The sequence below is a fragment of the Vreelandella sp. 2A-K22 genome, assembly GCF_054065485.1.
Map to the genome: position 1 here is coordinate 266,430 of NZ_JBSUGC010000006.1, position 15,976 is coordinate 282,405.

At 55.0% G+C, this 15,976-nt stretch carries 16 protein-coding genes; 11 read left to right on the forward strand and 5 right to left on the reverse strand.

All coding sequences use genetic code 11. From position 1 onward, the window contains the following. The first annotated feature begins 225 nt into the window (after window positions 1-225). From ACW17M_RS10680 to ACW17M_RS10725, 10 genes are all read left to right on the forward strand, one after another. Complete coding sequence (locus ACW17M_RS10680) at window positions 226-1,071, forward strand: outer membrane protein OmpK (protein WP_457547365.1); 846 nt, start codon at window positions 226-228, stop codon at window positions 1,069-1,071. A gap of 168 nt (window positions 1,072-1,239) precedes the next feature. After that, on the forward strand, window positions 1,240-2,523 hold the full coding sequence (locus ACW17M_RS10685; protein ID WP_159176300.1) for a NupC/NupG family nucleoside CNT transporter: 1,284 nt from the start codon (window positions 1,240-1,242) through the stop codon (window positions 2,521-2,523). Between the two features lie 85 nt (window positions 2,524-2,608). Further along, on the forward strand, window positions 2,609-3,403 hold the full coding sequence (deoC, locus tag ACW17M_RS10690; protein ID WP_022520641.1) for a deoxyribose-phosphate aldolase: 795 nt from the start codon (window positions 2,609-2,611) through the stop codon (window positions 3,401-3,403). Beyond that, window positions 3,403-4,758, forward strand: coding sequence for a thymidine phosphorylase (gene deoA, locus ACW17M_RS10695; RefSeq protein ID WP_138799914.1), 1,356 nt, complete (start codon window positions 3,403-3,405; stop codon window positions 4,756-4,758). Before deoC ends, deoA begins: the two co-directional genes overlap by 1 nt. Continuing rightward, window positions 4,755-5,999 (forward strand): phosphopentomutase, encoded by a 1,245-nt coding sequence (locus ACW17M_RS10700; RefSeq protein ID WP_457547366.1) that lies wholly within the window; start codon window positions 4,755-4,757, stop codon window positions 5,997-5,999. The genes deoA and ACW17M_RS10700 overlap by 4 nt, the downstream gene beginning before the upstream one ends. Window positions 6,000-6,028: 29 nt before the next feature. Continuing rightward, the gene (gene deoD, locus ACW17M_RS10705; protein ID WP_027959881.1) at window positions 6,029-6,754 is read left to right on the forward strand and encodes a purine-nucleoside phosphorylase; all 726 of its coding nucleotides are present in this window, start codon (window positions 6,029-6,031) and stop codon (window positions 6,752-6,754) included. 12 nt (window positions 6,755-6,766) lie between these two features. After that, window positions 6,767-7,186, forward strand: a complete 420-nt coding sequence (gene cdd, locus ACW17M_RS10710) for a cytidine deaminase (RefSeq protein WP_457547367.1) — start codon at window positions 6,767-6,769, stop codon at window positions 7,184-7,186. Window positions 7,187-7,986: 800 nt separating this feature from the next. Beyond that, a complete protein-coding gene (locus tag ACW17M_RS10715) occupies window positions 7,987-8,262 on the forward strand; it encodes an amidohydrolase family protein (protein ID WP_457547368.1) in 276 nt (91 codons plus the stop codon). Further along, the gene (locus ACW17M_RS10720; RefSeq protein WP_457547369.1) at window positions 8,259-9,452 is read left to right on the forward strand and encodes an MFS transporter; all 1,194 of its coding nucleotides are present in this window, start codon (window positions 8,259-8,261) and stop codon (window positions 9,450-9,452) included. Before ACW17M_RS10715 ends, ACW17M_RS10720 begins: the two co-directional genes overlap by 4 nt. A gap of 117 nt (window positions 9,453-9,569) precedes the next feature. Then, entirely contained in the window at window positions 9,570-10,511 is a 942-nt protein-coding gene (locus ACW17M_RS10725) for a helix-turn-helix domain-containing protein (protein WP_457547370.1), read from the forward strand. A gap of 89 nt (window positions 10,512-10,600) precedes the next feature. Here ACW17M_RS10725 and ACW17M_RS10730 read toward each other — a convergent pair whose 3' ends face one another. The 5 genes from ACW17M_RS10730 to ACW17M_RS10750 all read right to left on the reverse strand — a co-directional run bounded on the left by ACW17M_RS10730 (window position 10,601) and on the right by ACW17M_RS10750 (window position 14,547). Next, window positions 10,601-11,089 (reverse strand): acyl-CoA thioesterase, encoded by a 489-nt coding sequence (locus ACW17M_RS10730; protein ID WP_457547371.1) that lies wholly within the window; start codon window positions 11,087-11,089, stop codon window positions 10,601-10,603. Between the two features lie 46 nt (window positions 11,090-11,135). Beyond that, a complete protein-coding gene (locus tag ACW17M_RS10735; protein WP_457547372.1) occupies window positions 11,136-11,564 on the reverse strand; it encodes a type II toxin-antitoxin system VapC family toxin in 429 nt (142 codons plus the stop codon). Window positions 11,565-11,645: 81 nt separating this feature from the next. Further along, entirely contained in the window at window positions 11,646-12,635 is a 990-nt protein-coding gene (locus ACW17M_RS10740) for a LacI family DNA-binding transcriptional regulator (protein WP_457547373.1), read from the reverse strand. 86 nt (window positions 12,636-12,721) lie between these two features. Beyond that, window positions 12,722-13,771: a Gfo/Idh/MocA family protein gene (locus ACW17M_RS10745; protein WP_027959886.1), complete on the reverse strand. Its 1,050-nt coding sequence runs from the start codon at window positions 13,769-13,771 to the stop codon at window positions 12,722-12,724. Beyond that, window positions 13,768-14,547: a ThuA domain-containing protein gene (locus tag ACW17M_RS10750; RefSeq protein WP_457547374.1), complete on the reverse strand. Its 780-nt coding sequence runs from the start codon at window positions 14,545-14,547 to the stop codon at window positions 13,768-13,770. The genes ACW17M_RS10745 and ACW17M_RS10750 overlap by 4 nt, the downstream gene beginning before the upstream one ends. Before the next feature lie 272 nt (window positions 14,548-14,819). Here ACW17M_RS10750 and ACW17M_RS10755 point away from each other — a divergent pair, with 272 nt between their 5' ends. Beyond that, window positions 14,820-15,944: an aminotransferase class V-fold PLP-dependent enzyme gene (locus tag ACW17M_RS10755; RefSeq protein WP_230805652.1), complete on the forward strand. Its 1,125-nt coding sequence runs from the start codon at window positions 14,820-14,822 to the stop codon at window positions 15,942-15,944. Window positions 15,945-15,976: the final 32 nt, after the last annotated feature.

Genomic DNA, 15,976 nt, shown 5'->3' on the forward strand with positions numbered 1-15,976 from the left:
GCGAGCTGCGGCGTAATTTCCACTGCTACGACGGCTATTGGTACTATTAGTGCCACAATGAGAGCCATATGACATTTAAATAGCGTTGATGTGACAACTCTTGCAAATCAACGTTAGAAAAATAACACTGAATGTTATAATTTTAACATTAACGCCAGCCCGCACGACTACAACCTCGGATAGCCACACCCAAATGGCTCCGCGACAACCAATGTTGAGGCTCTCATGACTGCTCGTACACACTCTCGCCCCCCTTCGTCTAAGATCGCGCTTGGCGCTGGCGTATTAGGGGCCATGCTCACTACGCCGCTAATGGCAGATGAGGTTGCTCAGTCGCATCCTCTAGATCGGCTGTGGTCATTCGCCAACGTTTCGGTTAACTACCTGGACTGGTCAAACGGCACCGAGGCGCGCACCGCTTCCAACGCGGCGAAAAGCGACTTTATGTTTCTCGAAATCGAAGGCGGCGCTGGCTTTAGCTGGGGCGAGTTCTACGGCTTCTTTGATTTCGAGAACCCCACCAACGACCAGTTCGACGAGTCCAGCGGTGGTAAAGACAACTTCCGCACCGCGGGTAAAGTGACCTCACACATTTACCTGGGTGACAGCCCGCTGTCGATTTACGCCCACCTGTATGACTTCCGCGATTACGGTTATGACAGCCGCGAGCAGGATCAGATTCTTGGTTTGGGTTACCGCACTACCTTCGACAATGGCCTGTGGTTCAAGCCCTTTATCGGTGCTGCGCGGGTACAAAGTAACAGCTATACCGGCATGAACGGCTATATGGCAGGCTGGGTCGCGGGTTATGATTTCACTGCACTCAACCAGGACTTCAGCGTCACCAACTGGCACGAACAGACCTTTGGTCGCGACGATGAGTATCTGGAGCAGAACTACGTGGGCGATACAGCGGGCAGTGTAGGCACCAACGGTGCACTGAGCCTATGGTGGCATCCGAGCGATTTGATCACCACCGGCATTCAGTACCGCTACTCTGAGAATAAGTTGGGTACCCCCAACGATTATCAGAATGCGATGATCTACTCCGTCAAGCTCAACTTACTATAACCGCTTTAGGAGCCTTTGATTAACGTAATGAGCGCAGGCTAGACAAGGCAAAAATCAACGAAAAGGCGGAGTTTACGAGCAGTAAATGAGCATTTTGAGGCGATTTTTAACGCCGTATAGGCAAGCGCAATAGTTAATTAGAGGTTCCCGGACTCGAAGGATCTCCTTATGACACTCCTTATGAGCTTGGTAGGCATGGTCACTCTGGTGGCCATTGCCCTGATCTTCTCCTACGACCGTAAATCGATCCGGCTGCGTACCGTGCTGGGCGCCTTTGCTATCCAGGCGGGTATCGGTGCCTTTGTACTTTACGTGCCGTTTGGCCAAGCGGTGCTGCAGGCCATTTCGTCCGGTGTTAGCCAAATATTGGTGTATGCCAACGACGGTATCGGCTTTCTGTTCGGTGGCTTAGCCGATGTGGATAATGTCGGCTTTGTATTCGCCATCAAAGTACTCCCCGTCATTATCTTCTTCTCCTCGCTAATCGCCGTGCTCTACTACATCGGCATTATGCAGTGGGTGATTCGCATCTTAGGTGGTGCCCTGCAAAAAGCCCTGGGCACCTCACGGACTGAATCACTTTCCGCAACGGCAAATATTTTCGTCGGCCAGACCGAAGCGCCGCTGGTGGTGCGCCCGTTTATCGCCCGCATGACGCCTTCGCAGCTGTTTGCCGTTATGTGTGGTGGTCTGGCGTCGGTCGCCGGTTCAGTATTGGCGGGCTACGCCGCGCTGGGTATTCCCATGGAGTACTTGGTAGCGGCCTCCTTTATGGCGGCGCCGGGCGGGTTGCTGTTCGCCAAGCTGATCATGCCGGAAACCCAAGACGTTACCGACAGCGACAGCGTTACCAAGGTGGAAGAAGAGATTGAAGCCCTGGAAGATAAACCTGCCAACGTACTGGATGCTGCTGCATCGGGCGCTACCTCGGGTTTAATGCTGGCCGCCAACGTGGGCGCGATGCTGCTGGCATTTATCGCCCTGATTGCCCTGATCAACGGCATCCTGGGTGGCATTGGCGGCTGGGTGGGCTTTGAATCGCTGAGCCTGGAGCTGATCCTGGGCTGGCTGTTTGCCCCGCTTGCCTTCCTGTTGGGTGTACCCTGGGAAGAAGCGACGCTGGCTGGCTCATTCATTGGCCAAAAATTAGTGGTCAACGAGTTTGTCGCCTACATCAACCTAGCGCCTTACATTGATGGGGAACAGGTGGTAGCTGCGACGGGTCAGATGATGACACCGCACACCATGGCGATCCTCTCTTTTGCGCTGTGTGGCTTTGCGAACCTCTCCTCCATTGCGATTCTGCTGGGTGGCCTGGGTAGCATTGCCCCTACCCGCCGCAAAGAGATTGCTCGTTTTGGCGTCAAAGCCGTATTGGCCGGTACACTGTCCAACTTGATGTCGGCCTCGATTGCTGGCTTCTTTATCGCCCTAAGTAACGTCACTGCTTAACGCAGCGGGTTTTACTGAAGGTGGCGGGCACTGCGGCTTTATCCGCAGTGCCCGTTTTTATCTTTTACTGATTTGTGAGAATTCCATGACTGCGACCGCCTCCCCCCATATCGTCCAAGCCGCCCGCCAAGCACTCACCCTCATGGATCTGACGAGCCTGAACGACAACGACACGGACAGCACCATTGAAGCGCTCTGCCAGCAGGTGAAAACGCCCTTTGGCACCCCTGCCGCGGTCTGCGTATACCCACAGTTTATTGTCACCGCCCAGCGTGCCCTTACGGCTCACAAGCTAAACGAGCAGGTGAAGATCGCCACGGTCACCAATTTCCCTAATGGCGACGACGACATTATGGCCGCCGCCCGTGAAACCCGCGATGCGGTTGCCTCCGGCGCCCATGAAGTTGATGTGGTATTTCCCTACCGCGCGTTGATGGCAGGCGACGAAGAGACCGGCCTTGAGCTGGTAGAAATGTGCAAAGCCGCCTGCGCTGGTCAAGCACTGCTCAAAGTGATCATTGAGTCCGGCGAGCTCAAAGAACCTGCGCTGATCAAACGCGCCAGCGAACTGGCCATTGAAGGCGGTGCGGATTTCATTAAAACCTCGACCGGCAAAGTAGCTGTTAACGCTACACTGGAAGCCGCAGAAATTATGCTCAAAGCCATCAAGGCCAGTGGCCAAGACGTTGGTTTTAAAGCAGCAGGTGGCGTCAAAACCGCCGAAGACGCAGCAGAATATTTGGCTCTTGCTAACGATATTATGGGCTCAGGCTGGGCGACGCCCGCTCACTTCCGCTTTGGTGCCTCTAGCCTGCTGAGCAATCTGCTGGCTACGTTGACCGGCAACACCAACGCGGCCACCACTGACGGAGGTTACTAATGTCTGCCAACGCGACTAAACACACCCTTCTTCCCCAGGAGCTGATTCGCCTAAAGCGTGATAACCAGCCGCTGCCCGCGGAAGAGATTAAAGCCTTTGTGCAGGGCATTGCTGATGATCGCATCAGCGACGCCCAGATAGGCGCCTTCACCATGGCAGTATTTCTCAACGGCATGAGCCGTGAAGAAGTCGTTGCGCTGACCACCGCTACCCGCGACTCCGGCCACGTGATGCAGTGGAGCGACCTCAACCTGCCCGGCCCGATTGTCGATAAGCACTCCACCGGCGGCGTAGGCGATTTGGTTTCGTTGGTGCTCGGCCCCTGGGTGGCCGCCTGTGGTGCCTTTGTACCGATGATTTCCGGTCGCGGCTTAGGTCACACTGGCGGCACCCTGGATAAACTCGAATCAATCCCCGGCTACGACCCCTACCCCGCACCAGAGCGTTTCCGCGAGGTGGTTAAATCCACTGGCGTAGCGATTATTGGCCAAACGGGTGATCTCGCCCCCGCCGACAAGCGCATCTACGGCGTGCGTGATGTGACCGCCACGGTGGAATCGATTCCGCTGATTACCGCCTCTATTCTAGGCAAGAAGCTGGCCTCCGGACTGGATGCGCTGGTGATGGACGTTAAAGTCGGCAGCGGCGCTTTTATGCCCACGCCAGAAAAATCCCGCGAACTGGCCAAAAGCATCGCCAATGTGGCCACCCAGGCAGGCACGCCCACCACCGCCCTGCTCACCGATATGAGTCAGCCGCTGGCGCCCTGCGCCGGTAACGCCGTAGAGATCGTTGAGACTCTGGCCCTGCTGCGTGGCGACCGCCCCAACAGCCGCGTGATGCAAGTCACCCGTGAACTGGCCGTAGAAATGCTGATCGCCGGCAGGCTCGCAGGCTCACGTGAAGAAGCGCTTACTCAGCTTGAGAAGGCGCTAACCTCTGGCGCAGCTGCTGAAGTATTCGCCCGCATGGTGCACGAACTCGGTGGCCCCAGCGACTTTATGGAACGCTCAGAGCACTACCTGGCCAAGGCCGACGTTATTAAACCCGTGTATGCCGAGCAAGCCGGTGTGGTCCAACGTATTGATACCCGCGCTGTAGGTATGAGCGTGGTGGAGCTGGGCGGTGGTCGCCTGCGCAACGACGCCAGCGTCGATCACAGTGTCGGCTTTACGGATATCGTCGAAATCGGCGAAAGCGTGGATAGCCAGCGCCCCATTGCGACGGTTCACGCCCGCAGTGAAGCCGCCGCTGAACGTGCCGCCGAACAGCTGCGCGCGGCGTTTTCGATTGGCGAAGGTACGGCCAGCGCCGACACCCTGCTACAAGACACTTTCCGTGGAGAAACCTTATGAGCCGCGCGATTGTACTGGTACTTGACTCCTTTGGGATTGGCGCCGCCCCGGATGCCGCTACCTTCGGTGATGAAGGGTCCGATACTCTGGGCCATATCGCCGCTGCCTGCGCCCGTGACGAAGCGGATAACGCCAACCGTTCAGGGCCGCTGAAACTGCCCAATATGGCCAAGCTGGGGCTATTTCACGCCCACCGCGATGCCACGGGCAGCGTTGCCGAAGGCGTCACGCTGCCGGATAGTCTGGAAGGTGCTTACGCCCACGCCAAAGAAATTTCCAGCGGCAAAGATACCCCTTCCGGCCATTGGGAAATTGCCGGAGTCCCGGCACGCTTCGAGTGGGGTTACTTTCTAGATAAAACCGACAGTTTCCCCCTTGAGTTGCTCGACGCCATCGTGCAAGAAGCCGACCTCACTGGGGTGATTGGCAACTGCCACGCGTCAGGCACCGAGATCATCACCCGCCTGGGTGAAGAGCACGTCGCCACCGGCAAGCCAATTGTTTACACCTCGGCGGATTCGGTCTTTCAGATCGCCGCTCACGAAGAGCATTTCGGCCTTGAGCGGCTTTATAAGCTGTGCGAAACCGTCCGCGAGCTGCTGGAGCCTTATAACATTGGCCGCGTCATTGCGCGTCCGTTTATTGGCGAAGACAGCACCACTTTCGCCCGCACCGGCAACCGCCGCGACTACAGCGTTGAGCCGCCCTCGCCCACCGTACTGCAAAAGCTCGCCGATGCCGGTGGCGAAGTGGTCTCGATTGGTAAAATCGCCGATATCTACGCCCACTGCGGCATTACCCACAAGGTAAAAGCCAGCGGCCATGACGCACTCATGGACGCCACCCTCAGAGAGATCGAGCGCACCAACCAACGCGACGAAGGCGAGCGCGCCATGATCATGACCAACTTTGTCGATTTTGACTCGGTCTATGGCCACCGCCGGGACGTGCCGGGCTATGCCGCCGCGCTGGAAGATTTCGATGCAAAGCTGCCTAATCTACTGGCTGCGCTAAGCGAAGATGATCTGCTGATTCTCACCGCCGATCACGGCTGCGACCCCAGTTGGCACGGCACCGAGCACACCCGCGAGTACATCCCCATTCTGGTACATGGCCCCGGCTTTACCCCCGGCCCGCTGGGCGAGCGCGGCACCTTTGCCGATATTGGCCAAACCCTGGCCGACTTTTTCCTGCTACCGGCCATGGCCGATGGCAAAAGCTTTCTACCCGACGCCGCTTAACGACTAGCGCCGCTTAAAGGAGACCTTTGATGGCAACCCCACATATTAACGCTGCTCCCGGTGATTTTGCCGATACCGTACTGATGCCCGGCGACCCGCTGCGCGCCAAATACATCGCCGATACTTACCTGGAGAATGTGCGTCAGGTCAACGACGTGCGCAACATGTTTGGTTATACCGGCACCTATAAAGGCCGCGAGATTTCCGTGATGGGCCACGGCATGGGCATTCCGTCGGTCTCCATCTATGCCAAAGAGCTGATCACCGACTACGGCGTAAAATCGCTAATTCGCGTGGGCTCCTGCGGCGCGGTGCGCGACGATGTCAACGTCCGCGATGTGGTCATCGGCATGGGCGCCAGCACCGACTCCAAGGTCAACCGCATGCGCTTTAACGACCACGACTTCGCCGCGCTTGCGGATTTTGAACTCACCCAGCACGCAGTGGCCGCCGCCAAGGCCAAAAACGTGCCGGTCAAAGTGGGCAACATCTTCTCTGCAGACTTGTTCTACAACCCGCAAACCGAAATGGCTGAAATGCTCAAGCGCTACGGCATTGTCGGCGTCGAGATGGAAGCCGCAGGTCTTTACGGCGTCGCCGCTGAGTTTGGCGCCCGCGCCATGACCATCTGCACCGTATCGGATCACATCCTGAAAGGCGATTCGCTCTCCAGCGCAGACCGTCAAACTACCTTTGACGACATGATGCTGATTGCTTTGGACACCGTGTTACGCGACGACGCAGCCCGCGCTTAAGAGGAAGTTGTGATGAGTCAGCAAACGGATGAAGTATCAGAAGAGATCGTTGAGAAGTTATTCAGCGCGCGGGCTAACGCCTATGTGCCCTACTCTAATCACCCGGTGGCGTCGGTGATGGTGACCCCTGACGGTCAGCAGTTTGCGGGCGCTAATGTGGAAGTGGCGCACTACAAAGGCCTGTGTGCTGAAGCCTCGGCCATTTCCACCATGGTGACCGCAGGCCAACGCCAGTTGGCGACCGTCTACGTCATGGGCCCCGCTGATCACTTATGCACGCCCTGCGGCGACTGCCGTCAGCGCATTCGCGAGTTCGCCACGCCAGAGACTCAGATCAAGGTGCTATCCGGCAGCGGAGAGCTGCTCAAAACCTACACCATGGAAGCACTGCTCCCCGACGCCTTCGGGCCGGAGCAGTTGCCACCGCGTTAATATTTCTACGCCAAAGAAGCCGTTTCGCTTTATTCAGCTGACGGCTTTTCCTATGACTGTCGATAGCTTGGCAGAATGCCGCCAAGCCACTTTATAGTTCGTAAACGCTCGTGCTCTGTCAGGCGATCAAGATGCTTTCGTAGTTCACCGGCAGCCCTTTCCAGGGCTATTGCTCGTGATGGTGCAAAGTTACCCCATTTAGGAAGCGGCTTGTATCCGCTCTCGCTGCCGTTTGCAGAATTGATCGATACCGACCACATCCCATGTACCAAGCCCAATAGCCGCCCTTGCAGCGCAGAGGACGGCTTCCACGAAACCTAGCTAGTCTGTCCAATCCGCCATAACCGGGCCACTGCCTCGGTTCGGTCTTTCAGGAACTCTGGCGTTCTCTTCAAGGCTTCATCAAGCGGCGAATTAAGCAACAAACGGAAAATCTAAAGCAATTTTAGCAAACTCGGCTACCTGGGTCTTAACTAGAATGATTACAAACGGCGTTCAAGAAGGATATATATGCCACATACATATATAGAGCTATTCTTACCTGAAGATATTAGGACGTTACCCTTTTTCAATCAGCCAAGGCTCACTTCAAAAATAGCTTTAGAATCACTAAACGGGTTTAACAAACTCAGCAACCAAGAACGGATTACCATATTAAATCAGCTAATCAAGCAGACTGACTTTGCAGAGGCACAAGAAGCTATACATCTACTTCAAATTATGCAGTGTTCGATAGTTATTTCCACATACGTCGTATACAAAAATGCCTACCCTTGCCGCGCTGGAAGTGATCTGTCGCCATGGCGCTGAAAATGGATCTCCTGATGGAATATGCCGGTCTCTCCCCACAGGAGGCCATCAAGGCAGCCACAAGCGATAATGCCCGGACCTTGGGTCTGGAAGGGAAACTTGGAGCGCTGGCACCAGGCTATATGGCTGATCTCATCGTAGTGAAGGCGGATCCTGCAAAGGGGTTCGCTTCTATTCATGATCCTCAGAACCTTGAGCATGTCGTGAAGGCCGGCGAGCTTACCCAACCGATGCCATTTCGATATGGGCATCGGGAGACCTCATGACGATTTATCAGAATCTGGAAGACAATGACGGCAGCTTTACGTTCCGTACGGTTGTCCTCCTACTCGGTGTGGCAGTCATTGGCTCTAACGCGTTCCTCATGAGTCCCATCCTGAGTGATGTAAGTCACTCCTTGGGTGCCAGCGTAGCTCAGGTAGCCTGGGCTGTTTCCGCCTACGGCGGCTCGACGGCAATGGCCGGGCTGTTTCTGACAGGTCTGGCTCAACGCCTCGAGTATCGCCTGACGCTTCAATTGGCAGGCTGCATTCTGGCGGCAAGCATTCTTGCTTCAGGGCTAGCAACTCACTATGTGGTGCTAGTTTTAGCCCAGTCTTTGGCTGGTTTGGGGGCGGGCGTCATGCTGCCAACTCTGTATTCGATGACGGCCATTATTGCACCGAAAGGGCGCGAATCAGCTACGTTGGGCAAAGTGATCACTGGGTGGTCTCTAGCCATGGTGGCCGGCGTTCCATTGAGCGCTTTCGTTTCGGATTTACTGTCGTGGCGCTATGCCTATTATTTAGTCTTTCTCATGGCCTCCCTTGCCACTCTAGGATTTTCCCGTCTTCCCGCAGGGGACAGAAGCGTCTCGGGTGGATCCACAACACTGGTACAGGCCCTGGCCATCCCTAAGGCAAAACCAACCTTGATGATCAGCTTCCTATATATGGTGAGCTTCTATGGCACTTATACGTTTCTGGGGAGCCAGGTTCAGCAAGGGCTGGATCGGACGGCGACTTATGCGGGCTTTGCGGTATTGGCCTACGGCCTTGGGTTCGGCTTGGCCGGTATGGGGGGAAACTTACTCGACATATGGACACCTCAGAAATTAATCAAGCCAGTCCTCCTAGCCATTGCCGGCATCTACCTTGGGTTTCTGATCTTAGCTCAGCAATATTGGAGCTTGGTGCTGGGTTGTATACTCTGGGGCATCGTAAACCAGATAGGACTCAACTGCTTGGTTTCTATCCTCACGCAGCTCGATGAACGGCAACGGGTACGACTTATGGGGATATATAGTGCTGTGGCCTACGGCGGAACCATGGTGGCAGGCATCACTTTCGGTTGGTTGTACCAGTTGGGGAAATTCCCCATGCTGCTTCTGACCGCTGCAGTCCTATGCGTGACCGCTTTTCTAATCAGTGTTTGGCTAAGTAGTGGCTTTACGAGGCCTGGTTACCCTCCTCGGTGAGCTGGCGAACGTGAAGTGTTGATTTCCTGTGAAGGGTTTCCCTGGGCAACCAGCTTCGGCGGGTAGTAAGCTGATCTATACGCAAAGTCGGTGTACCGGGAACCAAGGATGACTATTATGCAAAGCGAAAGCCCCATTCCAGTTTGCGGAGATGATTACGAAAAATATATTCCAGGCGAAATAGCGCTTAGCTCATCCAGCTTACAATTGGAGAGTTATTATGTCGGCTGGCATACACAACCCCGCGAGCCCGAGGAAAACTTACGTCCTGCCACAGAAGAGCATCAATTCGTATTGTATAGTTCTAACGAGGAAGTTGGTGAGTACCAATACAATGGTGGCGATTGGCGTTCTTATCAAAAGCGAAGATATGATTGGTTCATTGCGCCTGCTCTAGAAAATCAGATTTACTGGAAGCCGCGCTTAGGAGAGGCAAGCCAGACACCCAGCATTTGCCGAATACACTTGTCACCTGAGTTTCTTCACTTAAAGGCAATCGAATACTTTGGTCAGACGAGCCCGGTTATCCGAATCGACCATCATCGCATGAATATCCAAGACCCCGTAATGACCGGTTTAGCATACGGACTCAAAGAGGAGTTGGCTTCTCCTTCGTCTATTTCAACACTTTATGTAGAGCAAGCGCTTGGTTTTTTTGCACTTCATGTTTTAAAAAAATATAGCAGTGTAGTAAAAAACGAAGTTACCAAAAGCCCTAAGCTATCCCGAGCGCGGCATCTCCAAGTTGCTGACTTCATTCAGGCCAACTTGACTAATGATGTTTCGCTTGACGAACTGGCGGGCGTGGCTTGCCTAAGCAAGTATCACTTTTCTCGTGCCTTTAAAGCCACTTTTGGTATGGCGCCTCATCAATATATATTGATGAGGCGCATCCGCAAAGCATCACGTCTTTTGACAGATACTGAATTACCTATTGGCTTGATTTCCGAGCGTTGCGGGTTTAATAGCGTTTCATCTTTTTCAAAGGCATTCTCTCGCATTATTAAGGCCACTCCACGAGATTATAGAGCCAAACGTTCAGTCAAGCCTTGGCTTTAAGGATGCATGTCGCCCTGCCAAACTCGTTTCGTGCACTTTTTATAGCAATGCAGCGACGCCAAGGCCCTTCATCAGCCACAGCACCTCGGTCATAAAAGCTCTTCCGTGAACAACCGTTGATACGCCTCCACTGCGGCCACCACTTCTTCAGGTGGGATGACCCCGTCTCTGCCACGAATCACCGCACGTGAAACACCCTCAGCAACCGTGGCACCGCTAGGGTTGGTAAACCAGTGCCGCATGTAGAAATACTTCTCGTCCCAGCGCTCCATGCTCATGCCGCAGCGATAACGCTGACCCAGCTTGAGTGACTTATAGTAGTTCATGTCATGGTAAGAGATGATGGGCATCCATTTGCGCCGAAGCATGATTCGAGCCAAGCCTGTGCGAATGAACAAGTCAATGCGGTTAAGATCGCAGACCGTCATGAACCGGCCATTGTTCATGTGGCCATTCACATCGATATCATTGAGTAAAACAATTCCCTCAAGGGTATTTTCAAGGGCATTCAGGCGCATCCAACCGCGTCGACGCTTCGTCGTCAGTAGTAGCCAGATCATTCGAAAATATAGATTCACTGTGTTGTCTCCATAAAACTGACTGTTCACGTAAAAATAGCCAGTGTTAATGAATCCAGTCTTCATAAACCAGCCCTGGTACACGGCTAAATTCACGCACGTTGTTGGTAACCAGGGTGCAAGTCGAGGCGATTGCATGCCCTGCAATGGCCGAGTCGTTTGAGCCAATAGGCGTGCCTGCTTTAGCTAACACCCGCGTTATCTCAACGGTTGCATCCACGGCTTGCTTATCCCAGGGCAATACGGCATCCAATCGCTTCACGAATTCATCAACAAGAGACTTGTGCTTAGCAGATGCTTTCTTGCCGATTTGACCATAGCGCATTTCTGCATAGCGAATTTCGGCATAAGTCAGCGTCAATCCCACTATTCGATTCCCCTGCCCAACCTCAGTGGCTAGGCGACTGATAACCGATGCTGCTTGTTCGCGCATAATGAATGAACAGATACAGGTATCCAGCATATAGGTCGTCACAGATCGAACCTGCAGCCACCCAAGCTTGCATATGCAAGCACTGCTCCCCGACGCCTTTAGGCCGGAGCAGTTGCCGCCGCGCTAACTCGTTTCCCGTAACACCAGCGCCACCGGCAGCGATACGTGTCGGGGCGCTTCTCCCGCCCTCGCTTCTGCCAGTAGTGCCATGCTCGTCTCGGCTATCTCGGCAATATCCTGCCGTACGGTAGTGAGCCCAGTGGCGAGGGTGGGCAGGTCATCAAAGCCTGTTACCGCGACCTGAAAAGGCACTTCAATCCCGCGGTCTTCCAGCGCGGCTACACAGCCCAACGCTAGTTCGTCGGTGGCGCATACCAGCGCATCAAAAGGCAGTGGTTGAGTGCTCTCTCCGTCTAAATAGCGATTTAGATAGCGATAGCTGTTAAGGGAGTCTGACGCGAAGCGGTGCGGTAGGCTGATCAAGCGTTCGGCGAGCCCCGCCTCTGCCAATGCCCGCCGGTATCCTTCCAAACGGCTATGGGGACGCGGCACCTCTAGCTCACCCCCCATAAAAACCAGCCGATGGCGACCCTGGGTAATGAGGTGGTGCGTTATTTCATACAGCCCCTGCCGATCGTCCGGGGCGACCGAAAAGCCTTCCCTGGCATCACCTATGCGCACAAAAGGAATCGCAGCGGCTTTAAGCAGTGCCGGGCGCTCATCGTCTGGGGCTTCACCAAGCAAAATAGCCGCCCCCGCGCGTTCGGGTAATTCGGCGGTTTGCTGGTGATTAAAGAACACCGGCACCATACCCTGCTGATGAAGGGCCACGGTGAGGTGCTGGTAGAGCAAGATATAGTAAGGGCGCAGCTCGATATCCTGACGGCCGAGAGAGATGCCTACCACCGCCGTTTTACCGCTTATTAGCTGACGAGCCGCGGCGCTGGGTTGGTAGGCCACTTCTTGGCTAATCGCCAAAATTTTCTCACGCAGGGCATCACTGAGCCCTGGCTTGCCGTTCAGGGCCCGGCTCACCGAGGCAATCGATACCTCGGCCCGCCGGGCAATTTCTCGGATGGTGGCCGTTTGGGCGCTTTGCTTGCTCTTTATCACCGAATCTCTCACCGGCTATTTCCCGCCCTATTTTTCACCTGGAATGCCTCCAGTGTGCCGAAAAACGCCCGGCGTTGCGACGCTGATTACACTGCAACTTCCAGGCTGCGATCTTCCTGACTGGAGATAACGCAGGCATCAAGAACGGTTTGGATCGCCGCCCCGCGGGCAAAGTCCGGCTGGTCGTTTTGACCACTGCGGATGCTTTCAACAAAACGCTGATAGATACTGGGTGTTGGCGGTGCCTTCACTGTGCTCCAGCGCGCCGGGTGAACGTCATCGTCCAAACACACCTGCACGTCGTCTTTTGAGGCGTCTAAATCGACGCGAATAGCACCTTTATCGCCGTGTACACTCAGGGTTAACGAGTTGTGATGCCCGGTCGCCCAGCGGGTGGCTTGAATGGTGCCCTTGGCCCCATTGGCAAACGTCACTCGCATTAGCGCGGTGTCGTTGGCATCCAACAAATAGTCACCAATCCGGTTGTCTGGAGCTTTTTCAAAACAGGTCAGTTCGCAGTTAACGCGAGTAATATCGCCGACCGGAAAGCTGGCAAAATCAACAATGTGAACACCCACATCGCCCAGTACACCTTTGCTGCCATGGGCTTCCGAGAGCCGCCATAGCCACTGGCTCTCCTGATCCCAGCGCCCCCACTCATTGCTGACCAGCCAACTTTGCCGATAGCTGGCATCTACGTGGCGAACTTGACCAATCGCCCCAGCGGTAATCAGCGCGCGAGCGTGTTGAATGGCCGGGGCATCGCGATAGCTAAAATTGACCATATTGATGACCTTAGCGGCCTGCGCCGCTTGGGCCATTTCATGCGCATCATCCGCATTCGTCGCCAGCGGCTTTTCGCACAGGATATGCTTACCTGCGGTGATCGCGGCCAATGACGTGCGCTTATGAACACCATCTGGCGTGACGTTGCTAACGGCTTGGATATCCTCCCGCGCCAGCATAGCTTCCAGGTCGTCATACGCATCGGCGATACCAAAACGGCCAGCAAAGTCGCGGGCCTTGGCCAGCTCCATATCGCACACCGCCACCACTTCCACTCCCTCGATCCGGCTAAAGTGCTTGGCGTGTTCACCCGCCATACTGCCAGCGCCAATAATCGCTAAACGGATCATTTGAAGCCCTCCTCGCCAGGTTTATGCAGCCCTTCGCCTTTGATTTCCACCGGGTTGGGGGCCTGGTCGGCAGGAACATTGGGGCAGCTATCGATCCAGCGGGAGCCTTCCGGGCGCGCCCATTTCACAGCGTTCTTCAGCACGGTTTTTACCTGTTCGTTGTAATAGATCGGATAGGTTTCGTGACCTGGGCGGAAGTAGAAAATCTTGCCGTTGCCGCGCTTGTAGGTCAGCCCTGAACGGAATACCTCACCACCCTCAAAGGCGCTGATAAAGATCACTTCATCGGGGTTGGGCACCGCAAACGGCTCGCCGTACATTTCAGTATGCGGCAGCTCGATATAGTCGCCCAGGCCCTGAACGATAGGGTGACCAGGGTTAACGACCCACAGCCGCTCGCGCTCTCCCGCTTCCCGCCACTTGAGTGAGCAGGTCGTGCCCATCAGGCGTTTGAAGATTTTTGCGTAGTGCCCAGAATGCAGCACAATTAGCCCCATCCCCTGCAACACGCGCACCTGCACGCGGTCGACGGTTTCCTCCAACACATCGCCATGGGCAGCGTGGCCCCACCACAGCAGCACATCGGTATTCTCGAGAGTCTCTTCACTTAAACCCTGTTCGGGATCTTGCAAGGTAACCGCGTTGGCGTGGATACCCTCCGCTTCGTTTAAACCTTCCGCGATGCAGTGATGCATACCTTCTGGATAAATTCGCGCCACGACCTCATTGGTTTGTTCGTGGACGTTTTCACCCCAAACGGTAACGTTAATGGTCATCTATTCTCCTTAGCCGTAGCCGGTTAACAGCACAAAAGCAGCTTAAAAGTGCTGCATAACCCACAAAGTAAACGCTTACCCCGTCGACGTAAACGTTTACTCATGTGCAACTTTAGTCGCTAACCCGTTTATAGTGTCTAGACCATCACCATTGGCATCGCGACGAAGTTATCCGTATTCTGAAACGCAACCTCGCGCTTTAGCGTGACTCACGATGCGTGTTTAATTATTTGCTTCTAACAACAGGCTGTTTCTAAAAACAGGAGAACGCCATGGCTGGTTTACTACCCAACGTCGACCCCGACGGCTTGCTTGAATACTCGGTGGTCTACACAGACCGTTCGCTGAATCACATGTCACAGCAGTTTCAAGGTGTGATGCGGGATATTTCAGCCACGCTGAAAGAGGTGTACAACGCCCAAGCGGCCGTTATCGTGCCCGGTAGCGGCACCTTTGGCATGGAAGCGGTGGCGCGCCAGTTTGCCGTTGACCAGAAAACCTTGGTTATTCGCAACGGCTGGTTCAGCTACCGCTGGACGCAAATTATTGAGATGGGTCGCTTAACCGACCAGCACACGGTGCTTAAAGCACGGCGTCTAAAGGCCGATGACCCGCGCTCGCCTTTTCAGCCAGTGCCCATTGAGGAGGCCGTCGCGCAGATTCGTAGCGAAAAACCTGCCGTTGTGTTCGCCCCGCAAGTCGAAACCTCTGCGGGCTTGCTACTTCCGGATGACTATATTCAAGCGCTCGCCGAAGCCACTCACGAGGTAGGTGGCCTGTTTGTACTGGATGCCATTGCCGCGGGCACTCTGTGGGTGGATATGCAGGCACTCGGCATTGATGTGGTGGTAAGCGCGCCGCAAAAAGGCTGGAGCGGTTCGCCCTGCTGCGCCATGGTAATGCTCTCGGAACGTGCCACGCAGCGCTTGAGTGAGACCCAGAGCAACAGCTTTGCCTGCGATTTGGGCAAGTGGCACAGCATTATGCAGGCCTATGAAAATGGCGGGCACGCCTACCACGCCACCATGCCTACCGATGCACTGCGGCAATTACGGGACATTATGCAGGAGACCCGTGTTTATGGCTTTGCCAAGGTAAAAGAGGAGCAGCAGGCGATTGGCCGGGAAGTCCGCGCCATGCTTAAACGCCACGGTTTTGTGAGCGTTGCTGCGGAAGGTTTTGAAGCCCCAGGCGTAGTGGTGTGCTATAGCGACGATAGTGGCTTAGTGGGCAAACTTGCCCAGGCGGGCGTGCAAGTGGCGGGCGGCGTACCGCTAATGTGCGATGAAGGCGATAACTTCCAAACCTTCCGCATCGGTCTATTTGGCCTCGATAAGCTGCACCACACAGAGCGCAGCGTGAACAGCTTAGAGCAGGCGATTAAAGCAGTGGTTTAAGGTAAAGAAGGCAGAGCCCGCTATTTTAATAG

Excerpts from the sequence above, each read along its gene's own strand:
- ACW17M_RS10750 (WP_457547374.1), bottom strand. The coding sequence starts at position 14,547 with ATGACCATTAACGTTACCGTTTGGGGTGAAAACGTCCACGAACAAACC.
- deoC (WP_022520641.1), top strand. The coding sequence starts at position 2,609 with ATGACTGCGACCGCCTCCCCCCATATCGTCCAAGCCGCCCGCCAAGCA.
- ACW17M_RS10715 (WP_457547368.1), top strand. The coding sequence starts at position 7,987 with ATGGCGCTGAAAATGGATCTCCTGATGGAATATGCCGGTCTCTCCCCA.
- ACW17M_RS10745 (WP_027959886.1), bottom strand. The coding sequence starts at position 13,771 with ATGATCCGTTTAGCGATTATTGGCGCTGGCAGTATGGCGGGTGAACAC.
- cdd (WP_457547367.1), top strand. The coding sequence starts at position 6,767 with ATGAGTCAGCAAACGGATGAAGTATCAGAAGAGATCGTTGAGAAGTTA.
- ACW17M_RS10725 (WP_457547370.1), top strand. The coding sequence starts at position 9,570 with ATGCAAAGCGAAAGCCCCATTCCAGTTTGCGGAGATGATTACGAAAAA.
- ACW17M_RS10680 (WP_457547365.1), top strand. The coding sequence starts at position 226 with ATGACTGCTCGTACACACTCTCGCCCCCCTTCGTCTAAGATCGCGCTT.
- ACW17M_RS10700 (WP_457547366.1), top strand. The coding sequence starts at position 4,755 with ATGAGCCGCGCGATTGTACTGGTACTTGACTCCTTTGGGATTGGCGCC.
- ACW17M_RS10685 (WP_159176300.1), top strand. The coding sequence starts at position 1,240 with ATGACACTCCTTATGAGCTTGGTAGGCATGGTCACTCTGGTGGCCATT.
- ACW17M_RS10720 (WP_457547369.1), top strand. The coding sequence starts at position 8,259 with ATGACGATTTATCAGAATCTGGAAGACAATGACGGCAGCTTTACGTTC.
- deoA (WP_138799914.1), top strand. The coding sequence starts at position 3,403 with ATGTCTGCCAACGCGACTAAACACACCCTTCTTCCCCAGGAGCTGATT.
- ACW17M_RS10755 (WP_230805652.1), top strand. The coding sequence starts at position 14,820 with ATGGCTGGTTTACTACCCAACGTCGACCCCGACGGCTTGCTTGAATAC.
- deoD (WP_027959881.1), top strand. The coding sequence starts at position 6,029 with ATGGCAACCCCACATATTAACGCTGCTCCCGGTGATTTTGCCGATACC.